The 19,997-nt window shown below is 73.9% G+C and carries 16 protein-coding genes; 13 read left to right on the top strand and 3 right to left on the bottom strand.

Annotated elements, in window-relative coordinates; all coding sequences use genetic code 11:
- Window positions 1-54 precede the first annotated feature (54 nt).
- Entirely contained in the window at window positions 55-1,350 is a 1,296-nt protein-coding gene (locus AC0AIB_RS05570) for an MFS transporter (protein WP_328348911.1), read from the top strand.
- Between the two features lie 124 nt (window positions 1,351-1,474).
- Here AC0AIB_RS05570 and AC0AIB_RS05575 read toward each other — a convergent pair whose 3' ends face one another.
- The gene (locus AC0AIB_RS05575; protein ID WP_328339795.1) at window positions 1,475-2,197 is read right to left on the bottom strand and encodes an RICIN domain-containing protein; all 723 of its coding nucleotides are present in this window, start codon (window positions 2,195-2,197) and stop codon (window positions 1,475-1,477) included.
- Between the two features lie 137 nt (window positions 2,198-2,334).
- Between AC0AIB_RS05575 and AC0AIB_RS05580 the strand changes: the two genes are divergently transcribed.
- The 11 genes from AC0AIB_RS05580 to AC0AIB_RS05630 all read left to right on the top strand — a co-directional run bounded on the left by AC0AIB_RS05580 (window position 2,335) and on the right by AC0AIB_RS05630 (window position 15,158).
- Window positions 2,335-3,717: an FAD-binding oxidoreductase gene (locus AC0AIB_RS05580; protein ID WP_328339793.1), complete on the top strand. Its 1,383-nt coding sequence runs from the start codon at window positions 2,335-2,337 to the stop codon at window positions 3,715-3,717.
- Complete coding sequence (locus AC0AIB_RS05585; RefSeq protein WP_328339791.1) at window positions 3,714-5,051, top strand: class I SAM-dependent methyltransferase; 1,338 nt, start codon at window positions 3,714-3,716, stop codon at window positions 5,049-5,051. The genes AC0AIB_RS05580 and AC0AIB_RS05585 overlap by 4 nt, the downstream gene beginning before the upstream one ends.
- A gap of 99 nt (window positions 5,052-5,150) precedes the next feature.
- A complete protein-coding gene (locus AC0AIB_RS05590) occupies window positions 5,151-5,711 on the top strand; it encodes a helix-turn-helix domain-containing protein (RefSeq protein WP_328339789.1) in 561 nt (186 codons plus the stop codon).
- Complete coding sequence (locus tag AC0AIB_RS05595; RefSeq protein ID WP_465096170.1) at window positions 5,704-6,567, top strand: SRPBCC domain-containing protein; 864 nt, start codon at window positions 5,704-5,706, stop codon at window positions 6,565-6,567. The genes AC0AIB_RS05590 and AC0AIB_RS05595 overlap by 8 nt, the downstream gene beginning before the upstream one ends.
- An 803-nt stretch (window positions 6,568-7,370) precedes the next feature.
- Window positions 7,371-7,604, top strand: coding sequence for a zinc-ribbon domain-containing protein (locus tag AC0AIB_RS05600; RefSeq protein ID WP_328339785.1), 234 nt, complete (start codon window positions 7,371-7,373; stop codon window positions 7,602-7,604).
- A gap of 394 nt (window positions 7,605-7,998) precedes the next feature.
- A complete protein-coding gene (locus AC0AIB_RS05605; RefSeq protein ID WP_328339783.1) occupies window positions 7,999-9,087 on the top strand; it encodes a hypothetical protein in 1,089 nt (362 codons plus the stop codon).
- Window positions 9,084-10,577, top strand: coding sequence for a hypothetical protein (locus AC0AIB_RS05610; RefSeq protein WP_328339781.1), 1,494 nt, complete (start codon window positions 9,084-9,086; stop codon window positions 10,575-10,577). Before AC0AIB_RS05605 ends, AC0AIB_RS05610 begins: the two co-directional genes overlap by 4 nt.
- 116 nt (window positions 10,578-10,693) lie before the next feature.
- A complete protein-coding gene (locus tag AC0AIB_RS05615) occupies window positions 10,694-12,958 on the top strand; it encodes a putative bifunctional diguanylate cyclase/phosphodiesterase (protein ID WP_465096171.1) in 2,265 nt (754 codons plus the stop codon).
- 92 nt (window positions 12,959-13,050) lie between these two features.
- The gene (locus tag AC0AIB_RS05620; RefSeq protein WP_328339778.1) at window positions 13,051-13,809 is read left to right on the top strand and encodes a MerR family transcriptional regulator; all 759 of its coding nucleotides are present in this window, start codon (window positions 13,051-13,053) and stop codon (window positions 13,807-13,809) included.
- 36 nt (window positions 13,810-13,845) lie between these two features.
- Window positions 13,846-14,166 (top strand): putative quinol monooxygenase, encoded by a 321-nt coding sequence (locus tag AC0AIB_RS05625; protein ID WP_328339776.1) that lies wholly within the window; start codon window positions 13,846-13,848, stop codon window positions 14,164-14,166.
- A gap of 218 nt (window positions 14,167-14,384) precedes the next feature.
- On the top strand, window positions 14,385-15,158 hold the full coding sequence (locus AC0AIB_RS05630) for a hypothetical protein (protein WP_328339774.1): 774 nt from the start codon (window positions 14,385-14,387) through the stop codon (window positions 15,156-15,158).
- A 58-nt stretch (window positions 15,159-15,216) separates the two neighbouring features.
- Here the strand turns inward: AC0AIB_RS05630 and AC0AIB_RS05635 are convergent, their stop codons facing one another.
- Entirely contained in the window at window positions 15,217-16,791 is a 1,575-nt protein-coding gene (locus AC0AIB_RS05635) for a GntT/GntP/DsdX family permease (RefSeq protein WP_465096172.1), read from the bottom strand.
- A 48-nt stretch (window positions 16,792-16,839) separates the two neighbouring features.
- Complete coding sequence (locus AC0AIB_RS05640) at window positions 16,840-18,390, bottom strand: gluconokinase (RefSeq protein ID WP_328339770.1); 1,551 nt, start codon at window positions 18,388-18,390, stop codon at window positions 16,840-16,842.
- Between the two features lie 246 nt (window positions 18,391-18,636).
- Here AC0AIB_RS05640 and AC0AIB_RS05645 point away from each other — a divergent pair, with 246 nt between their 5' ends.
- Entirely contained in the window at window positions 18,637-19,743 is a 1,107-nt protein-coding gene (locus AC0AIB_RS05645) for a hypothetical protein (RefSeq protein ID WP_328339768.1), read from the top strand.
- Window positions 19,744-19,997: the final 254 nt, after the last annotated feature.

Here is a 19,997-nt window from a genome sequence, read left to right on the forward strand (position 1 = left end):
TGGCTTTCCGGCCACTCGCCGCCGCCCGGGCACGCCGCCGAGACTCGGAGCGTGATCCGATCCCGTCGCCTCCACCCGGCCTGGACCGTGGCCGCCGTGACCTTCGTCGCCCTGGTCGGCGCGGCCGGCTTCCGCGCCACCCCGTCGGTGCTGCTGCACCCGCTGCACGCCGAGTTCCGCTGGCCGCTGGCCACCATCTCCGCCGCCGTCTCGGTCAACCTGCTGCTCTACGGCCTGACCGCCCCGTTCGCCGCCGCGCTGATGGACCGGTTCGGCATCCGCCGGGTGGTGGCCGGCGCGCTGGCGCTGGTGGCCCTCGGCAGCGGCCTGACCGTCTTCATGACGGCGAGCTGGCAACTGATCCTCTGCTGGGGTGTCCTGGTCGGGCTGGGCACCGGGTCGATGGCGCTGGCCCTCGTCGCCACCGTCACCGGGCGCTGGTTCGTCGCCCGACGCGGGCTGGTCACCGGGGTGCTCACCGCCGGTGGGGCGGCCGGTCAACTGGTCTTCCTGCCGCTGCTGGCGGTGCTGGTCCGTGACCACGGTTGGCGTACGGCGGCACTGGTGGTGGCCGCAGCGGCGCTGGCGGTCGTACCACTTGTGGTCTGGTTGTTGCGGGAACACCCGGCGGATCTCGGCCTGCCCGCCTACGGCACGACCGAGGTGACGCCGCCGCCCCCGCCGGCGGGCGGCGCCGCCGCGCGGGCCGTCGGCGCGCTCGCCGCCGCCGCCCGCACCCGCCCGTTCTGGCTGCTCGCCGGCGGCTTCGCGATCTGTGGTGCGACCACCAACGGCCTGGTCGGCACCCACTTCGTGCCGGCCGCACACGATCACGGGATGCCGCAGACCACGGCGGCGGGGCTGCTCGCCCTGGTCGGGCTCTTCGACATCGTCGGCACCATCGCCTCGGGCTGGCTCACCGACCGGGTGGACAGCCGGCTGCTGCTCGCCGCCTACTACGGGCTGCGGGGCCTGTCGCTGCTGGTGCTGCCCAGCCTGTTCACCGGCGGCGTCGCGCCGAGCATGCTGGTCTTCATCGTCTTCTACGGCCTGGACTGGGTGGCGACCGTGCCGCCGACGGTGGCCCTGTGCCGGGAGTACTTCGGCGGCTCGGCGGCGGTGGTCTTCGGTTGGGTCTTCGCCGCGCACCAGTTCGGGGCCGCCGTCGCGGCGACCGGCGCCGGCCTGGTCCGCGACCGGCTCGGCGACTACGCGCCGGCCTGGTACGCGGCCGGGGCGCTCTCGATCGGGGCCGGGGTGCTGTCGCTGCTGCTGCGCCGACGTCGCGCGGTGCCGCCGCCGTTCCTGGTGCCGGCCCGCACCGCCGCAGCCTGGAGCTACCGGGGCTGACCGACGCCGGCCTGGCCTGCCGTCGGGCTGCCGGCCTGGCCTGCCGTCGGGCTGCCGGCCGCCCGGTGGGTCGAGGTCCGCCCGGTGCACCGGCCCCGCTACGGCGACCGCCGCGCCGCGCCGGTCAGCCGAGGGTCCACTGCTGGCCGGCGGCGGCGGTGCAGGTGGCCTGCACCAGGTCGTCGCCGGGCCCGGTGCCGTCGTTCCTGACCTGCGCACACTTGCCGGACTGGACGCCGACCAGCAGGACCGGCCCGGTGCCGACCGGGGTCACCCGCCACTGCTGGTTGGCCTGCCCGTGGCAGCCGAACTGCTGGAGCCTCGCGCCGTCGTCACCGCTGCCGCCCTCGACGTCGAGGCACTGCCCGTGTCCGGCGTTGGTGAGCGTCACCAGGTCCGGGGCGACCGGGTTGGCGACCCACTGCTGCTCCGGCCCGCCGGTGCAGGTGGCCAACTCGGCGGCGGCCGTCTCGCCGTCGCCGTCGGTGCCGACGCAGAGGCCGGAGGTGACCGCGCGCAGCACGGTCGGCCCGGAGAGCGTGGCCGGGGTGGTGGGCGGTGGGGTCGGGGTGGGCGGTGCCGTGGTCGTGGGCGGCGGGCTGGCCGGCGGTGCCGCCGTGGTGGGCGCGCCGGGGGTCGGTGCGGCTGCGGCCGGCACCACCGGTTGCTCCCGGCCGTCGCCGCCCCCCAGCACACCGGTGGCGAAGAAGACCCCCAGCAGTACGCCCACCAGCCCGGCGGCCAGCGCGAACCGCATCAGCGGATCGCGGGTCGGCCCGGGGCGGGCGGGCCGCCGGACGCCGTACACGGTGCCGGACGGGTCGCGGTGCGGATCGGGGACGGCCATGCCGGAATGGTGACCCACCGGACGGGCCCGGGGCCAGTCGGCCCGCGGTGCGTGACCGGGTCGACGCCCCGGACGTCCTCGGCGAAACGGCCACCGGAGGGGCCCACGGAATGGTGCTTCGCGCGTAAGGTGATCTCATGCGCGCGCAGCGTGATCATGAGCTGGCGGTGGACGCGTTGCGGCGGTCGTACGCCGCAGTGCCTCCGGGGCAACCCGTACGACTTGCCAAACGCACCTCCAACCTGTTCCGACCCCGGTCGGTCACCGGCGCACCCGGGCTCGACGTGAGTGGGCTGGGCGGCGTCCTGGCGGTCGACCCGGTCGCCCGCACCGCCGACGTGCAGGGCATGTGCACCTACGAGGACCTGGTCGACGCGACCCTGCCGCACGGGTTGATGCCGCTGGTCGTGCCCCAGTTGCGCACGATCACCCTGGGCGGTGCGGTCACCGGGCTGGGCATCGAGTCGACGTCGTTCCGCAACGGGCTCCCGCACGAGTCGGTCGTCGAGCTGGACGTCCTCACCGGCGCGGGTGAGGTGGTCACCGCCCGACCGGACGGGCCGCACGCCGACCTGTTCGCCGCCTTCCCCAACTCGCTGGGCAGCCTCGGGTACGCCACCCGGCTGCGCATCGAGCTCCAGCCGGTGGGTCGGGCGGTGGCCCTGCGCAACATCCGGTTCACCCGGCTGGAGGAGCTGACCGACGCGATCGCCGACGTGGTGGCCAAGGGCGAGTGGGAGGGGCGGCCGGTCGACGCGATGGACGGCGTGGTGTTCAGCCCCGGCGAGTCCTACCTGGTCCTCGGCTCCTTCACCGACGATCCGGAGCGGCTCAGCGACTACACCGGGCAGGACATCTACTACCGCTCGGTGCGCCGCCGGGTGCGCGACGCCCTGAGTGGCCACGACTACCTCTGGCGCTGGGACACCGACTGGTTCTGGTGCTCGGCCGCGTTCGGGGTGCAGCACCCGGTGGTGCGTCGGCTCTGGCCGGCCCGCTGGCGGCGCAGCGACGTCTACCACCGGCTGGTCCGGCTGGAACACCGGCACCAGGTGGCCGCCCGGGTGGACCGGTGGCGGGGTCGGCCGGCCCGGGAACGGGTCGTGCAGGACGTGGAGATTCCGCTGGACGGCACGGCCGGGTTCCTGCGGTGGTTCGACCGCGAGGTGGGGATGACACCGGTGTGGCTCTGCCCGTTGCGGCTGCGCGAGCCGGCCGGCCCCGGCTCGGCCCGCAACTGGCCGCTATACCCGCTGCACCCCGGCCGCACGTACGTCAACATCGGCTTCTGGGGCAGCGTGCCGATCGCGGCGGGTGCCACGGACGGTGACATGAACCGCTCCATCGAGCGGGCGGTGTCGGAGCTGGGCGGGCACAAGTCGCTCTATTCCGACGCGTACTACGACCGGGCGGCCTTCGATCGGCTCTACGGCGGGGAGACCTGGCGTGCCGTGAAGGACCGCTACGACCCGGACCACCGGCTCACCGGACTCTACGAGAAGGCGGTTGCACGAAGATGAGCCTGACCGACCGAGAACAGGGGGCGGCGAGCGCCCCGGCCAGCCCCCCGTCGGGGGGTCGACCCGGCCCGACCGTCGCCGACGTCGTCCGCGCGGTCACCACGCGGGACCTGCCGATCCGGGTGACCGGCTACGACGGCAGCGCGATCGGCCCGGCCGACGCCGGTATCACCCTCGACATCCGTTCCGAGCGGGGGCTGTCCTATCTGCTCACCGCCCCGGGTGACCTGGGCATGGTGCGGGCGTACGTCAGTGGCGACCTCGGGCTGGGCGGGGTGCACCCCGGCGACCCGTACGACGCCCTGAGCGTGCTCGCGGACCTGCGGTTGCGGATTCCCCCGGTGGCCGAGGGGTTGGCCCTGGCGCGCGGGCTCGGCTGGGAGCGGCTGCGGCCCCCGCCGGCCCCGCCGCAGGAGGCGTTGCCCCGCTGGCGGCGGGTGATGGGCGGGCTGCGGCACTCCCGCTTCCGGGACAGCACGGCCATCTCGCACCACTACGACGTGTCGAACGCCTTCTACGAGAAGGTGCTCGGCGACTCGATGACGTACACCTGCGCGGTGTACCGCAGCCCGGCCGACACCCTGGAGCAGGCCCAGGCGGCCAAGTACGACCTGGTCGCCGGCAAGCTGGCACTGAAGCCGGGGATGCGCCTGCTGGACGTGGGCTGCGGTTGGGGCGGCATGGTCCGGCACGCGGCCCGCGAGTACGGCGTCAAGGCGATCGGGGTGACCCTGTCCCGGGCGCAGGCGCAGTGGGCGCAGGCGGCCATCGCGCGGGAGGGGCTCACCGGGCTGGCCGAGGTGCGCCACCTCGACTACCGCGACGCCCCCCGGGAGCGGTTCGACGCGATCTCGTCGATCGGGTTGACCGAGCACATCGGGGTGCGCAACTACCCGGCATACTTCCGGGCGTTGCGGGATCGGCTGCGCCCCGGCGGGCGGCTGCTCAACCACTGCATCACCCGGGCCGACAACCGGGCCCCGCACCGCTCCGGCGCGTTCATCGACAGGTACGTCTTCCCCGACGGCGAGTTGGCCGGGCCGGGTCGCCTGATCAGCGAGGTGCACGACGCCGGGTTGGAGGTGCACCACGAGGAGAACCTGCGGCAGCACTACGCGCTGACGCTGGCCGCCTGGTGTCGCAACCTCGTGGCGAACTGGGACTTCTGCGTCGACGAGGTGGGCCTGGGCACCGCCCGGGTCTGGGGGCTCTACATGGCCGGGTCGCGGTTGGCCTTCGAGCGCAACGGCATCCAGCTGCACCAGGTGCTGGCCACCCGCAACGGGCCGATGGGCGACGACGGCTACCCGCTTCGTCCCGACTGGACGCCCTGACCGTCGTACGACCGCTGGGACGAAAGCCGCGCCATCCCGGCGCGGCTTTCGTCGACCCGATTGACAAGCAGATTTTTTACGTACAGGATTGTTTTTGCGATGAGAGACGTCCTGTACCTGGAGCAGATCGAGCAGGCCGAGATCCTGCTCAAGCCGCAGCGCGTGGACGTGCTGCGGCAGTTGGCCGAGCCACGCACCTGCACCGAGGTGGCGGCCCGGCTGAACCAGACCCCGCAGCGGGTCTACTACCACGTCAAACAACTCGCCGCGGCCGGCCTGGTCGAGCAGGTGTCCAGCCGTAGGGTGCGCGGCATCAGCGAGGGCATCTGGCAGGCCGTGGCCCGGTCCTACTGGCTCTCGCCCCGGCTTGTCGGCCGGATCGGCGGAGCCCGCCGGGTATCCGACGAGTTGAGCCTGGGTCACCTGCTCGACCTGATGGAGGAGGTCCAGGCCGACGTCGCGGCGCTCGACCGGAGCGCGCCGGAACTGCCCTCGATCGGGGTCTCCGGTGAGATCCGGGTGCCGGCCGAGCGTCGGCAGGAGTTCCTGCACGACCTGCAGTCGACATTGCAGGACCTGTTCACCCGCTACGGCGGCGTCGAGGGGGACGCCTTCAAGCTCGCCGTGGCCTGCTATCCCAAGGGAGAAGACCGTGACTGAACCACTCACGCTGGGTGCCCGGCTCGCCGCGCCGGTCGAGGCCGTCTGGCGGGCGCTCACCGACCCGGCAGCGCTGCGCGTCTGGCTGACCGAGCACGCCGAGGTCGAGCTGCCCGGCCGGTACGAGTTCTGGGGCCGGCACACGCCCGACGGCGATGCGCCCCACCAGCGGGTGCTGCACGCCGACCCGTACACGTTGCGCTTCGGCTGGCTGATCGACGGGGTGGAGACGACCAGCGAACTGCGCCTGACGTCGGAGGGGCCGGACACCACGCTGCTGACCCTCAGCCAGACCCACTTCCACTTCGCCGAGGCGCTGGACGGCAGCAGCATCCGAGGAGTGCTGCAGACCTGGTGGTCGCTGTCGATCGCCAACCTCGCCGCTTACCTGGAGGGTCGTCCGCTGCTGCCGAAGACCGACTTCACCTCCACCGACCTGCGCGGTGAGCTGACCATCGCCGCGCCGATCGACCGGGTCTGGACCTCACTGACCGACTCGGCGCAGGCCAGCGCCTGGTTCGGCTACCCGATCGGCATCGAGCCCTGGGTCGGCGGCCGGTACGCCATGGGCGGCTTCGACGCCGGGCCCGCGGCGAAGGTGGTCGACCTGGAGCCCGGCCGGAAGATGTCGGTGGACTGGGGACCGGTCGGCGTCACCACCTGGGAACTGGCCGAATCCGGCGGGAAGACGACTCTGACCTTCGTGCAGAGCGGGTTCGACGAGGGCAACCCGCCGTACGCGATGTGGTGCGGGTCGGTGGCCGGCATGCTCGAGCTGTGCCGATTCCACGACATGGCCGACTGGCAGCCGATCTGGGTTGCCGAGGAGATCCACACCGGCGCTCCCGCCGCCTGATCCCCGTTCCCGCCCCCGTTCCCGCCCCCGTTCCCGCCCCCAGCCCTCCGGCCTTGCCCCCTCTGGCCCAGCTGTGCGGTCTCTGGCCTGCGGTCTTTGCGCTGCGGTCTCTGCCCGCGCGGGATGTGGTCGTCGGTATCCGCCTCGATCCTTCCCCTGGACACTCCGGTGTGGGTGCCCGGGAGGAAGGGCGGGTTTCGGGACGCCCGGGGGCAGGGCCGGTCCGGCAGTTCCAGGGGCGGGACCGTGCATGCGGATCCTGTCGAGCTGATGACGCAAACGAATCACCGGTGCGCGGAGGCGACGGCGGGCCACCGAGCCGGGCCATGTTCTCGCGAGCGGCGGCTCCGTGTCGTGTTGTCCGCAGGTGACGACGGAGGCCTGCCGGGTCGTGTCGTGTGGCGCGTGGTGCTCGGCGAGGTCCCAGTTGTCAGTGAATCGCTAACGTCATCAGCTCCAAAGGACGTCGGACAGAGGTTGGTGATCCGGACACGCGGCCCGGGCACGCGATCCGGACACCGGCCCGGGCACGCGATCCGGGCACCGGCCCGGGCACGCGATCCGGACACCGGCCCGGGCACGCGATCCGGGCACGCGATCCGGGCACGCGATCCGGGCACGCGATCCGGGCATGCGGCTCGGGCATGCGGCTCGGGCACGCGATCCGCGCACGTGACTCGGGCACGCAGCTCGGGCATGTGACTCGGGCACTGTTAGCGGGTCGCTCCGCCGGTGCACCGGCCGGCCACCGGGAAATCTCCGCGCGGCGGTTCCCGGAGCGTCGGGCTGGGTACTGCGGGACGATGTTCTTCATCTTCGGACTCCGTACCAAGGTCACCCGGGCAGGGGTGGTGACGGCGGTCTGTCGGCACTGTGGCAACCAGGCCGCGCAGGTGATCAGCCGCCGGGCCACGAAGTTCACCCTCTTCTTCGTCCCGCTGATCCCGATCCGGACGAAGTACGTGCAGCAGTGTTCGTTCTGCGGAGCCGAGTACGCCGTCGACGCCGACGAGGCCCGCCGCCTCCCGGTCAGCTGACCGTGGCACGCTTCCTCTGCTGGTTGATCGGTTGGCCGCCGGACGGGCCGACCGTGCCGCTGTACACCGCCTCCCGCCCGCCCTGCACCCCGGGCCGCCGCCGGACGCGCCGCCGCCACCGGCCGCTCGCCGGTGCCCGCTCACCCCGTTCGCCCTGGAACCGGTCCGCCGGACGCTGAACCCCGATCCCCACCCCAGGCGACGGCCCCGCTCCGCGGCCCCGGGTGGGCCGCCCTGCCCTGCGGCCCCGGGTGGGCCACCCCGCGCTGTGACCCGGGTTGACCGCCCTGCGCTGACGGTCCGGGCGATTGCCTTGACCGACTAGACGGACGACGACGTCGTCGGGCGGCGGCCCGGGGTGCAGGGTCGGGCGGGGCGGCTATCGTGGCCTGTCGTGACGAGCACCGCGCAACGCCTGGCTGCCATTCGGGGTGACGCGCCCCCGAAACGACACAACGCCCGGACGCTCGCCGCACTCACCGGCAACCCCGGCTGCGCCCGGCGGGCTGTGCTCGACGGCGCCGGGGTCGACAAGTCCGCGCTCGCCGAGCGGGTCGGGTTCCCGGCCCGGTTCGGCCAGTCCCGGTTCGCCATCACCAGGGGAAACGCGTTCGAGGCGCAGGTCAAGGCGGACGGCGGTGCGGAGCTGCTGCGGCTGGTCGCGCAGCGGTTGGGCGTACCGGTGCCGGAGCGGGCGAGCTGGACGGACCTGGGCGGGGCGGACGACCTTCCGGACCGGCGGGAACGGTCCCGGGCGGCGTTGACCGCCGGCGGGGCGGAGGCGGCGCTGTTCGACCATCCGCTGCTCGGCCTGGACGTGGCGGGTCAGCGGGTGCACCTGGAACCGGACCTGGTCGCCGCCCGGCTCGGCGGCCGGTTCCACGTCGTGGAGATCAAGTCGTTCCCGGTGATCGACGGGCAGGCCGACCCGGCGAAGGTGTCCGCCGCCGCCGTCCAGTCGGCCGTCTACGTGCTGGCGCTGCGTGACCTGCTCGCCGCCGAGGGGCGGGATCCGGAGTCGGTGTCGCACGAGGTGGTGCTGGTCTGCCCGCGGGACTTCGCCAACCGGCCGGTGGCCAGCCTGATCGACGTCCGCAAGCAACTGCTTGTGCTGCGTCGCCAACTGGACCGGATGGCCCGGTTGGACGACCTGCTCGCCGCCGTGCCTGCCGACTTCACCGCCGACCCGGCCGCCGACCCGGTGACGGTGACCGCCGCCCTGCGTACCGTGCCGGCCCGCTACGCGCCGGACTGCCTGGCCGGCTGCGAGCTGGCGTACTTCTGTCGGAACGAGGCACGGGGGCAGACCGGCGCGCTGGGCCGCCCGGTGCGGGAGGCGCTCGGCGGCATCGCCGAGGTGGCCGAGGTGCTGGCCCTGGCGACCGGCGAACGGACCGCCGACCCGGAGCGGGAGGAGGCCGCCGCGTTGCTGCGGGCCGCCGCCCGGCTGCGCGCCGACGCCCTCGCCGGCAACCCCGCATGAGTACGCTGCGCGCGCTGGCGAAGGCGCAGGCCGTCGCCGCCGGGCTGGCCCAGCCGGTCGCCACCGTCCGGCACCTGCACCTGGCGGAGCGCCCGCTGGTGCTGGTGCCTTTGGCGATGGCAGGTGAGGCGCACGCCCCGCTCGCCGCGCTGGTCGGCACCGCGCCCGACGACGCCCGGCTGCTGATCGTGCCGCAGCCCCGCAACCGGGACCAGCGCTTCCGGTTCGTCACCGAGCTGGCCGCGATCGTGCTGCCGTGGCTGGACGGCTTCCGGGGCGTCTCGGAGGCGGTGGCCGTCGACCGGGGCCGCGACGTCCGCTACCGCTACTCCGACGCCCCGCAGCTCTGGGTGCCGAACCCGGCCGGGGTCACCTTCCTGCGCCTGCTGGGCCGGTCGACCCGGTTCCGTCGGCCGGACGGCGACCACCCGGTGCACCCGGCCGTGCCGCTGCTCGGCCGCTGGCTGACCTTCTTCGTCGAGCGGGCCGAGCAGCCCGGCTCGTCGGCGCTGCTGGCGATGACCGACGCGTTGACCCTGCACTGGGCGACAGGGCAGAGTGCGGTGGAGGACCTGCACCTGCCGGCGCTGCTCGGCTGGATCGACCCGCCGGCCGGCACGACAGGTGTCGAGGCCGCCACCCGGGCCGAGGACCCGCGGGTCTGCCCGCCGGCCGGCCCGGCCACCGACCCGGAGTTCGACAACACGGCGCTCGCCCCGGTGACGGCCGCCTGGGCGGCGGCCGACGACGACCCGGTCGCGCGCGACGCGGCGTACGCGGAGCTGGTGCGGTTGCTGCGCGGGCAGCTCGCGCCCACCTGGGAGCTGATGTGGCGCGGCCTGGGGTTGCTCGGCACCCTGCCGCCCGGGGCCCGGGTGGCCGGTCGGTGGGCCGGCGACCGGGACGCCTTCACCGGGTACGCCGAGCATCTCGACGCCGACGGCGGGCCGCAGCCCCGGCACGACGGCGCGGTGGCGGCGGCGGTACGACTGCACCGGCTGGAACGCGCCGCGACCACGTACGCGGTGCAGCGCGCCTACGACGATCCGCTGGTGATGGCCGAGCACCGGCTGACCGGGGAGGCGTTCGTCGGGGACGTGACGTTGGCCGACCCGACCCGGGTGGACGACAGCGGCAAACGGCCGGTGCTGCGGCCGAGGATCCAGGTGTCGACCACCGAGCCGGTACGGGTGCCGGTCGGGGCGACGCTCTGGTCGACGGCACGGCCGGGGCAGAAGGCGCGGGTGGTCTTCGTGACCCCGGTGGCGGACAGCCGGACCGAGGTGGTGCTGGAGCTGTCCGGTGGGATGGGCCGGGGGCTGACCGCGCCACCGGGCAGCGTGCCGCAGGTGGGGGAGCGGCTCTGCCTGACCACCCTGTCGGAGGCGTTCCTGCCGGCCGGAGCGTTCCCGACGGCGGAGGAGACACCGTGGACGCACGGCGGGCCACCTGCCGCCGCCGTCCCTGATCCGTCCTCAGTGGTCGGATAGCCGACCGGTGGACCCTGGCGGCGGGTCGTGCCGCTGGCTAGGCTTCGAGGGTTCGCCGTCCGTGGCCGGTTTGCACGGTCGAGGTGTGCGCAGGAGAGAGAGCCGGAGCGATCACCGTGCTGCCCCAGGACGCCGTCTCCGGTGCCCCGACCCGGCCGCTGGCCCTTCCCCGGGTGGGTGCGGTCGTCGCGTCGGTGGTCGTCGTCCTGGAGCTGGCCTGGCTGCTCGCCGCGTTGCCCGGAGCCGCCCTGGTCAGCGACGTGACCGCCACGGTGGTGGCGAGTTGGGCCAGTTTCGCCTGCACCCGGACGATGCGCCGGCACCCCGCCCCGCTGCGCCGGTTCTGGGCGCTGCTCGCGCTCACCATGGGGCTCGCCGCCGCCGGCCGGCTGCTGTGGACGGTGGACCGGCTGAGCGCCGACGAGCTGCCGCACACCCCGCTGATCGGCGCGGTCTTCACCGCCGGCATCGTCACCGGCACGGCCGCCCTGCTCGCCGCGCTGACCGCCCCACGCAGCATGGTCGGCCGGGCCCGTACGGTGCTGGACGGGGTGATCGTCGGGCTGGCCCTGATCCCGATCGGCTGGGTGGTGGTGTTCCGCGACATCGCCGCCGCCGACCTCGACGATCCGCTGCGGACGTTCGGCCTGCTCTACCCGATGATCGACCTGATGCAGCTGACCATCCTGGTGGCGGTGGCCGGCTCGGCCCGCCCGGTGTGGCCGCCGTTGACCCTGATCGGGGCGAGCCTGGTCACCCGGGCCGGCGCGGACGCCGTCTACGTCTCGCTGGTGGCGCACGGCAGTTACGCCCCCGGCCACCCGATCGACGTCTGCTGGCCGCTGAGTTACCTGCTGATCGGCATCGCCACCACCCGACCGCCGCCGCCGACCTGCGACGGCGCCGAGGAGATCGGCGAGTCCCCGCTCCCGTCCTGGTGGCGGGTGGCGCTGCCCTACCTTCCGGTCGGCGGGGCGATCATCGCGGTGGTGCTGGCCCGCCGACCCACCGGGCAGACCCCGACCCTGGTCTTCGTCGGGATGATGGCGCTGCTCGGGGTGCTCGCCCTGCGGCAGGGGCTGGCCGCCAACGAGAACCTGCGGCTGGTGGCCCGGCTGCGCCGGCTCGCGTACGCCGACCAGCTCACCGGCCTGCCGAACCGGTTGATGTTCAACAGGCGGTTGCGCCAGGCGCTGCGCGAAGGCCCGCCGGTGGCCGTCCTGCTTCTCGACCTGGACGGCTTCAAGCAGGTCAACGACCGGTTCGGGCACGCCACCGGCGACACCCTGCTGACCAGCATCGCGGTCCGGATGCGGACGGCGGTCGGTGCCGACGGCACGGTCGCCCGGCTCGGCGGCGACGAGTTCGCCGTGCTGGTCGACGGGGACCGGCCGGTCGCCCCGGAACGGCTGGCCGGGCGGCTGCTCGCCGCCCTGCAACCGTCCCCGGGCGAGGAGGACGTCGGGGTCCACCCGTCGGCGAGCATCGGCATCGCCGAGTTCGGTCCGCAGCACGCCTCCCACACCGACCTGCTGCGCGACGCCGACATCGCGATGTACGCGGCGAAGGCCGCCGGGAAGTCCGCGTACCGCACCTGCACGCCGGCGCTGCGGGAATCGGCGGTGACCCGGGCGGAGCTGATCGCCGACCTGCGGCGGGCCGTCGACGAGCAGCAACTGCACCTGGAATACCAGCCGATCGTCGACCTGGCCACCGGTGCGGTCCGCAGCGCGGAGGCCCTGGTCCGCTGGCGGCATCCCCGGCTCGGACTGCTCGCCCCGGCGGCGTTCCTGCCGTTGGCCGAGGAGACCGGGCTGATCGTGCCGATCGACAGGTGGGTGATCCACGAGGCGTGCCGGGCCGCCGCGACCTGGCGGGCCCGGGTTCCCGAGGCGACCGTGGCGGTCAACATCGCCGCCGCGCACGTACGCCGTCCCGACCTGATCGCCACCGTCACGGCGGCCACCGCCACCGCCGGCCTGGCCCCCCGCGCGCTCACCCTGGAGCTGACCGAGTCGGCGCTGATCGACGGCAGCGAGGCGGTGCTGGAACGGCTCGCCCAGCTCCGTGAGCTGGGCATCCGGATCGCCATCGACGACTTCGGCACCGGCTACTCGTCGTTGAGCTACCTGCACCGCATCCCGGCCACCGAGTTGAAGATCGACAGGTCGTTCGTGGCCAGGCTGGACTCCGACGCGCGGGCGTACGCCACGGTGGAGATGGTCACCCGGTTGGCCGGGGCGTTCGACCTGGCGGTGGTGGCCGAGGGGGTGGAGACCGAGGAGCAGCACGTGGCGGTCACCGCTATCGGCTGCGTCCACGGTCAGGGCTACCGGTACGGCCGCCCCGGTGGCCTGCACGCCCTGCCCACCCCACGCTGATCCCGCCGGCGAAACGGGGGAGTCGGCGCAGAATCGGGCTTGACCCTCACGTCACGGCAGGCCGGAGCCTTGGTGCAGGAAGGGAGGAAACCATGGCGTACACGGTGGGTCAGGTGGCGAAGGCGGCCCGGGTGACGGTCCGGACGCTGCATCACTACGACGAGATCGGGCTGCTCTCGCCGAGCGGCCGGACGGCGGCCGGCTACCGCCGCTACGACGACGCGGACCTGGAGCGGTTGCAACACGTCCGCTTCTACCGGGAGCTGGGGTTTCCGCTGGAGGAGATCGCGGCGATCCTCGACGACCCGACCGCCGACCCGGCGGCGCACCTGCGCCGACAGCACGACCTGCTGACCGGGCGGATCGGGAAACTCCAGGAGATGGTCGCGGCGATCGAGATCGCGATGGAGGCGAGACGGATGGAGATCAACCTGACCCCGGAGGAGCGGTTCGAGGTCTTCGGCGGTGCCGATCCGGAGGAGCACGCCGAGGAGGCGCGGCAGCGCTGGGGCGACACCGAGGCGTACCGGGTGTCGACCCGACGGGCGGCCGGCTACTCGAAGGAGGACTGGCTGCGGTTCAGGGCGGCGCAGGACGACTGGAACGGGCGGATCGTGGCGGCGCTGACCGGCGGGACGCCGGCCGACTCGGCGGAGGCGATGGCGTTGGCCGAGGAGCACCGGCAGCTCATCGTCCGTTGGTTCTACGACTGCTCGTACGAGGTGCACACCGGGCTGGCCGACATGTACCTGGCCGATCCCCGGTTCACCGCCTACTACGAGACGATCGCGCCGGGGCTGGCGGAGTACCTGGTGGAGGCGATCCACGCCAACGCGATCAGCCGGGCCTGACCGGGACGACGAGGGCGTCACCTCCGGTAGGTCAGGATGGGGGACGTGCCACCCGCCTACCGGAGGTCGCCCGTGTTCATCGTCGCCGGAAGTCTCTACGTCGCACCCGCCGAGCGGGACGCCTACCTGGAGTCCTGCCTGGAGGTCGTCCGGCAGGCCCGTGCGGCGCCCGGCTGCGTGGACTTCGCGATCGGTCCCGACCTGGTCGAGCCGGGCCGGATCAACGTCTACGAACGGTGGGAGTCCGACGACCAGTTGCTGGCGTTCCGGGGGTCCGGCCCGGCCCAGGAGCAGGTGACCGCGATCCTCGGCGCGGAGGTGCACCGCTACCGCATCTCCGCCGTCGAGGCTCCCTGACCCGCGCGCCGACGGGCGCGGGGAACGGTATCGGCGCGTGCCCGGGTCCGAGCGGTGTCGTCCCCCCGGGTGCGCGCCCGGGCTGGTTGTCGCTCCCGGGGAGAGGGCCGGGCAGGGGTGGCCGGTCGGCGGCAGGCCCTCGGGCTAGGCTGGCGCGACCGCTCTGTCACAAGCGTCGATCGGCTCGGCCGGCGGGCGCACCGCCCGGGGAGACCGTCGTGAAGCACCCGAAGCTGGCCACCGCCGCCGTCCTCGTCGTACTGGTGGCGGTGGCTGGCTGCACCTCGGACGGTGGCGGTGCCGGGTCGACACCGGCCGCCGGGGCGTCCGCGTCCGGGCCGGCCCCGACCGAGCCGACCGCCGTGCTGGCCGCCGCCGCGCAGCGGGTCGACCAGCAGTCCTACCGGCTGAGCCTGGGTGACGGCGCGGGCGGGGACGGCACCACCCTGGTCTGGGATCCGAAGGCCCGGCGCGGGCTGGAGACGACGACGCTGGCCGTGGCGAACGGCAAGGTGGTCATCGAACGGCTCGCCACCGGCACCGACGTCTACGTGAAGGTGACCGCCCCGGACCGGCGGGTGCCGGTCTGGGACGGGCGCACCTGGTGGCACCTGGGCACCGCCGAGGCGGCCGCCGCGAAGCGGACCGGGCTGGACAACACCCGGCTGGCCACCACCCTCGGCACGGCCACCGAGGTACGCGCCACCGGCGACCGGGCCTACGCCGGCACCCTGGACCTGCGACGCAGCACCGAGGTGCTCGGCGACGGGTTGGGCGGGGTGCTCGGGGAGCGGGCCGCCGCGGTGCCGTTCACCGCGACCGTGGACGCGCAGGGGCGGCTGGTCCGCTACCGGATCGAGCTGTCCGGTGAGCCGGGCAAGGTCTCGGCGCTCGACCTGACGTACGCGGACTTCGGCCTGCCGGTGTCGGCGGAGAAGCCGGCGGCGGGCCTGATCGGCGAGGACCCGCCGAGCAACATCCCCGGCGCCTGACCCGGGCCGTTTTCCCCCGCCGGGGCGGGCGAGCCGGCCCGACCGGCGGCGGGGTCCGTCAGAGCAGCAGGTCGAGCAGGAGGACGCCGGCGAAGCCGACCACCGAGATGATCGTCTCCAGCACCGACCAGCTCTTGATGGTCTGCCCCACGGTCAGCCCGAAGTACTCCTTGACCAGCCAGAAGCCGGCGTCGTTGACGTGCGAGAAGAACAGCGACCCGCAGCCGATGGCCAGCGCCAGCAGCGCCACCTCCGGGCGGTCCAGGCTGGCTGCCAGCGGGGCGACGATGCCGGCGGCGGTGATGGTGGCGACCGTCGCGGAGCCGGTGGCGACCCGGATGCCGACGGCGACCAGCCAGCCCAGCAGCAGCGGGGAGAGATTGGCGTCCTTGGCGGCGTCGGCGACCAGGTTGCCCACCCCGGCGTCCACGAGCACCTGCTTGAATCCGCCACCGGCGGCGACGATCAGCAGGATGCCGGCGATCGGCGGCAGCGAGCCGCCGAGCACCGAGGAGACCTGACTGCGGCTGAAGCCGGCCTGGTAGCCGAGGGTGAACATGGCGACGATCACGCCGGCCAGCAGCGCCACGATCGGGGTGCCGACGATGTCCAGGGCCTGCCGGGCGAAGGTCCCCTCGGCCAGGGCCAGTTCGCCGACCGCGCGCAGCAGCATCAGCACCACCGGCAACAGCACGGTGAGCACCGCCGGCCAGAACCTCGGGGCACGCCGGGCGGTCTCGGTGCCGCTGTCGTCGACCGGGGCGCCCGGCCGACCGGTGCCCGGGTTGACCAGGTCGTCGTCGGTGAGCAGGTCGCCGTCCACGTCGTCGCCGGGTCGGCCACGTCCGGCTTCCGGGCCGCCGGTTCCCCGGCCGCGTTCGGCGGCGGGGGCGTCCGGGCTGCCGGGTCCGCGCCGGCCGCCGCCGCCGGTGGCCGGCTGCCGGGTGGGCAGCAGTGCGGCCGGGGCGGTGGCCGGCACGTACCTGGCGATGAAGTTGCCGAACACCGGGCCGGCGATGATCACGGTGGGGATGGCGATGATCAGGCCCAGACCCAGGGTGAGGCCCAGGTCGGCGTTGAGCGAGGAGATCGCCACCAGCGGCCCGGGGTGCGGTGGGACGAGGCCGTGCAGCACCGACAGGCCGGCCAGCGCCGGGATGCCGATCTTCATCAGCGGTACGTCGGTGCGCAGCGAGACAAGCAGCACGATCGGCACCAGCAGCACCACGCCCACCTCGAAGAAGAGCGGCAGGCCGATCAGCGCGGCGACCCCGGCCATCGCCCAGGGCAGGGCGGAGCCGGAGACCCGTCCGACGACCCGGCTGACGATGCCGTCGGCCCCACCGGACTCGGCGAGCAGCCCACCGATCATCGCGCCGAGCGCGATCAGCAGACCCACCCCGCCGACGGTGGAGCCGACGCCGGCGCTGAACGAGCTGATCATCTTGTCCGGGGCCATGGCGGCGACCACGCCGAGCACCGCCGCACCGAGGATCAGCGACAGGAAGGGGTGCACCTTGCCCCAGGCGATGAGCAGCACCACCGCGGCGATGCCCAGCAGGGCGGCCACGACGAGCTGGGCGTCACCGGCGCTGGTGGCCGGTTCCGCCGGTGCGGCGAGGAGAGCGAGCACGGTAATCACGACCTTCGGACGGCGTCCGACCCGGGAGGGGACGGGCGATCACATGGGTGCGGGTGTGGGTGGTGGCTCCGCCGGCAGGCTGGGCGCCAGCCGGCGCAGCGACGCGAAGGTGGGCACCAGCGCGTCGTACAGCTCGGAGTGCAGGGGGAGCAGGGCGGCGTAGACGGCGGCGGAGGCGGGCTCGGGGCGTACCGTCTCGTCGATGTGCACCAGGTCGGCGGCGACGTCGATGGAGTCGATCAGGCCGAGCGCCTGCATGCCGAGCAGCGCCGCGCCGAAGCTGGAGCCCTCGTGGCCGGCGGGGAACCGGACCGGCATGCCGAGCGCGTCGGCGAGCATCTGCCGCCACAGCGGGCTGCGGGCGAAACCACCGCTGGCGCGGACCTCGCGGACCTCGTTGCCGGCCGCCCGGACCGACGCCAGGACCAGGGCGAGCTGTTGGCAGACCCCCTCCAACGCGGCCCGGACGAGGTGTTCGCGGCGGTGCCCGTGGGTCAACCCCACGTACGCCCCGCGCGGCAGCGAGCTCCAGTGCGGCGCCCGCTCGCTGAGCAGGTACGGCAGCATGATCAGCCCACCGGAGCCGACCGGGGCGGTGGCGGCCAGCGCCAGCAGCTCCTCCTCGCCGTGCTCGCCGAACTCGGGGGCGAGCGCGTCGCCGGCCCACTGGAGCACGATCCCACCGTTGTTGATCGCCCCGCCGACCACCCAGCGGTCCTCGGTGAGCGCATAGCAGAACACCCCGCCGAGCGGGTCGACGGCGGGACGTTCGACGGCCACCCGCATCGCCCCGGAGGTGCCGATGGAGCAGGCGACGACGCCGGGGCGTACCGCGCCGAGACCGAGGTTGGCCAGCGGGCCGTCGCCCGCGCCGACCACGATCGGGGTGTCGGCGGGCAGGCCGGTGGCGATGGCGGCGCGGGCGGTGAGCCCCGGCAGCACGGTGGTGGTGGGGACGAGCTGGGGGAGTTGCTCCTCGGTGATCCCGGCGATCCGCAGCGCCTGGCCGTCCCAGACGAGCTGGTGGATGTCCATCAGACCGGTGGCCGAGGCGACCGAGTGGTCGGTGACCAGCGCGTCGGCCAGCCGCAGCAGCACGTAGTCCTTGATGCCGACCCAGTGCGCGACCCGCTCGTGCAGCTTCGGCTCCTGCTCGGCGTACCAGAGGAGTTTGGGCAGTGGGGCCATCGGGTGCACGGGGGTGCCGGTGCGCCGGTGCAGGGCCAGCCCCCACGGGGCGGCGCGCAACCGTTCGGCCTGGCTGCTGGCCCGGGAGTCGGCCCAGGTCACCGACGGGGTGAGCGGTACGCCGTCCGGGTCGAGGCCGATCAGGCTGTGCATCGCGGTGCTGAACGACAGGCCGGCGATCCCGTCACCCAGCTCGGTGACGACGGTGCGGATCGTCTCCACCACCGCGTCGAAGATGAGCTGCGGATCCTGCTCGGCGTAGCCGGGGTGCGGCTCTTCGAGCGGATAGCCGACGGAGTGGCTGGCGAGCTGGCGGCCCTCGGTGTCGTACGCCACGGTCTTGGTGCTTGTGGTGCCGATGTCGACGCCGAGCACCAGGTGGCGCTGGTCCGGGCCGGTCACAGGTCCCCCTTGGCGTCGGTGGTGCGGGCGCTGCGGTGCGGACCCGGCTGCGGCTGACGTTACCCATGGACGCCCCACCCCGCATGGCGTCGGGCCGGAAGGTGAACCGGCGCGGCGTGTGCCGCCTTCATCGGAATCCATCCCCCGATCGGGTGGTAAATCCGCATTACCGGTCCGTCGGGCTCGTCGCTGCCGTTGAGCCGGGTGAACACCCCGGTTGGTGGCTCGCGCGGCGGAGGGATCGGCGTGGCGATGACTGATTCGACGGGTTCCACCTGGCGCTACACCTGGGCACGCCAGCAGAACGAACGGCGGCGGCGGGCCTTCCGCACCGTCGAGCGGGCCTGGCGACGCCGCGACGACGAGCTGCGCCGACTGCGCGCACTCGCCGTCGGCCTGCGGGGCACGGCGGCGGCCGGCGTCGGCCTGCCGCTGGCACTGGGCCCGGGTGAGGCCGTCCTCGCGACGATGCCCGGCGCGCAACTGGTCGAGGTCCGGCACACAGGCGTGCTGCCCGCCCCCGACCTGGTCGTCGAGCCGGACTGCGGGCGGTTGCGCCACCGGCTGCCCGACGGGGTCCGGGTCACCGACGCCGGCATCGCGGTGGTCACCAACCGCCGGTTGGTCCTGGTCGGCGGGAGGGGCCGGCGCGACTGGGCGTACGGGAGGATGACCGGGCTGCTGCACGACCCGGCGGCGCCGGTCACCCTGATCCAGGTCCTGGACCGGCGGCAGACCTCCGGTGTGCTGCTGCCGCCGGGCGCGACGGCCGAGTTCCGGTTCGTGCTCACCCTGGCCTTCGCCGACGCCATCGAGCAGCGATCCGCCGTCCTCGCCCAGCTCGACGAGCTGATCGCGGCGCACGCCGAGAGCGCGCCGTTCCGGCCGGCGATCGCCACCCCCGCGCAGGCGCGGATCAGCGCCCGCGTCCCCGGCGGTCGCCGTACCGTCGCGGTGGCCGCCGCGCTGACCCTGGTGGTGCCGGCGGTGCTCGTCGAGTCGGATCCGCCGGTGACGCCGGAGGTGGCGGCGGCGGCCACCGCCGCGCCCGCGCCCGTCCCGTCGCGCACCAGGCCGCCGTCGCCGACACCGCACCACCCGTCCCCCTCGCCGTCGGTGGTGCGGGAGCGGCGCTGCGGGGCACCTGCCAACCCGATGGGGTACGACTACTGCGGCGGCGACCGGGTCCGCGAGCCCGACCACCGGGTCTGCGACTGGTTCGACTGCGTGCCGGAGTTCTGGGCCGGGCGCGGCTACCTGGTGCTGTGCCGTGACGGCGCGGTCAGCCTGACCGGCGGCCGGCCGAAGCCCTGCGCCGGACACGACGGGGTACGCCGCACCGTCGACCGCTGACCGCCCACCCCGGGGCGCTCGTTCGGGCGGACCGGAGTGGCGGATGTCAGGCCCCCGGTCGTCGCCGGCACTCCGGCCCACTGGTGATCTGCCGCCTGTGGGCGGGTGACGGTCGGCCCTACCGCCCGAACACGGATCGTCACATCGGTGTCCGATTGTGTGGGAATTCAGGCATAGCTCCTACCTGGTTGTGTTTTTTATCGACACCCATTCAATCGATGGATAGCTTCTTGGGCGGAAGCTTGTCGAACGGC

This window comes from Micromonospora sp. DSM 43699 (assembly GCF_055517075.1).

What these genes read in the sequence shown, in the direction of transcription:
- AC0AIB_RS05575 (WP_328339795.1), bottom strand. Translation starts at nt 2,197, where the DNA reads ATGGCCGTCCCCGATCCGCACCGCGACCCGTCCGGCACCGTGTACGGC.
- AC0AIB_RS05580 (WP_328339793.1), top strand. Translation starts at nt 2,335, where the DNA reads ATGCGCGCGCAGCGTGATCATGAGCTGGCGGTGGACGCGTTGCGGCGG.
- AC0AIB_RS05585 (WP_328339791.1), top strand. Translation starts at nt 3,714, where the DNA reads ATGAGCCTGACCGACCGAGAACAGGGGGCGGCGAGCGCCCCGGCCAGC.
- AC0AIB_RS05590 (WP_328339789.1), top strand. Translation starts at nt 5,151, where the DNA reads ATGAGAGACGTCCTGTACCTGGAGCAGATCGAGCAGGCCGAGATCCTG.
- AC0AIB_RS05600 (WP_328339785.1), top strand. Translation starts at nt 7,371, where the DNA reads ATGTTCTTCATCTTCGGACTCCGTACCAAGGTCACCCGGGCAGGGGTG.
- AC0AIB_RS05610 (WP_328339781.1), top strand. Translation starts at nt 9,084, where the DNA reads ATGAGTACGCTGCGCGCGCTGGCGAAGGCGCAGGCCGTCGCCGCCGGG.
- AC0AIB_RS05620 (WP_328339778.1), top strand. Translation starts at nt 13,051, where the DNA reads ATGGCGTACACGGTGGGTCAGGTGGCGAAGGCGGCCCGGGTGACGGTC.
- AC0AIB_RS05625 (WP_328339776.1), top strand. Translation starts at nt 13,846, where the DNA reads ATGGGGGACGTGCCACCCGCCTACCGGAGGTCGCCCGTGTTCATCGTC.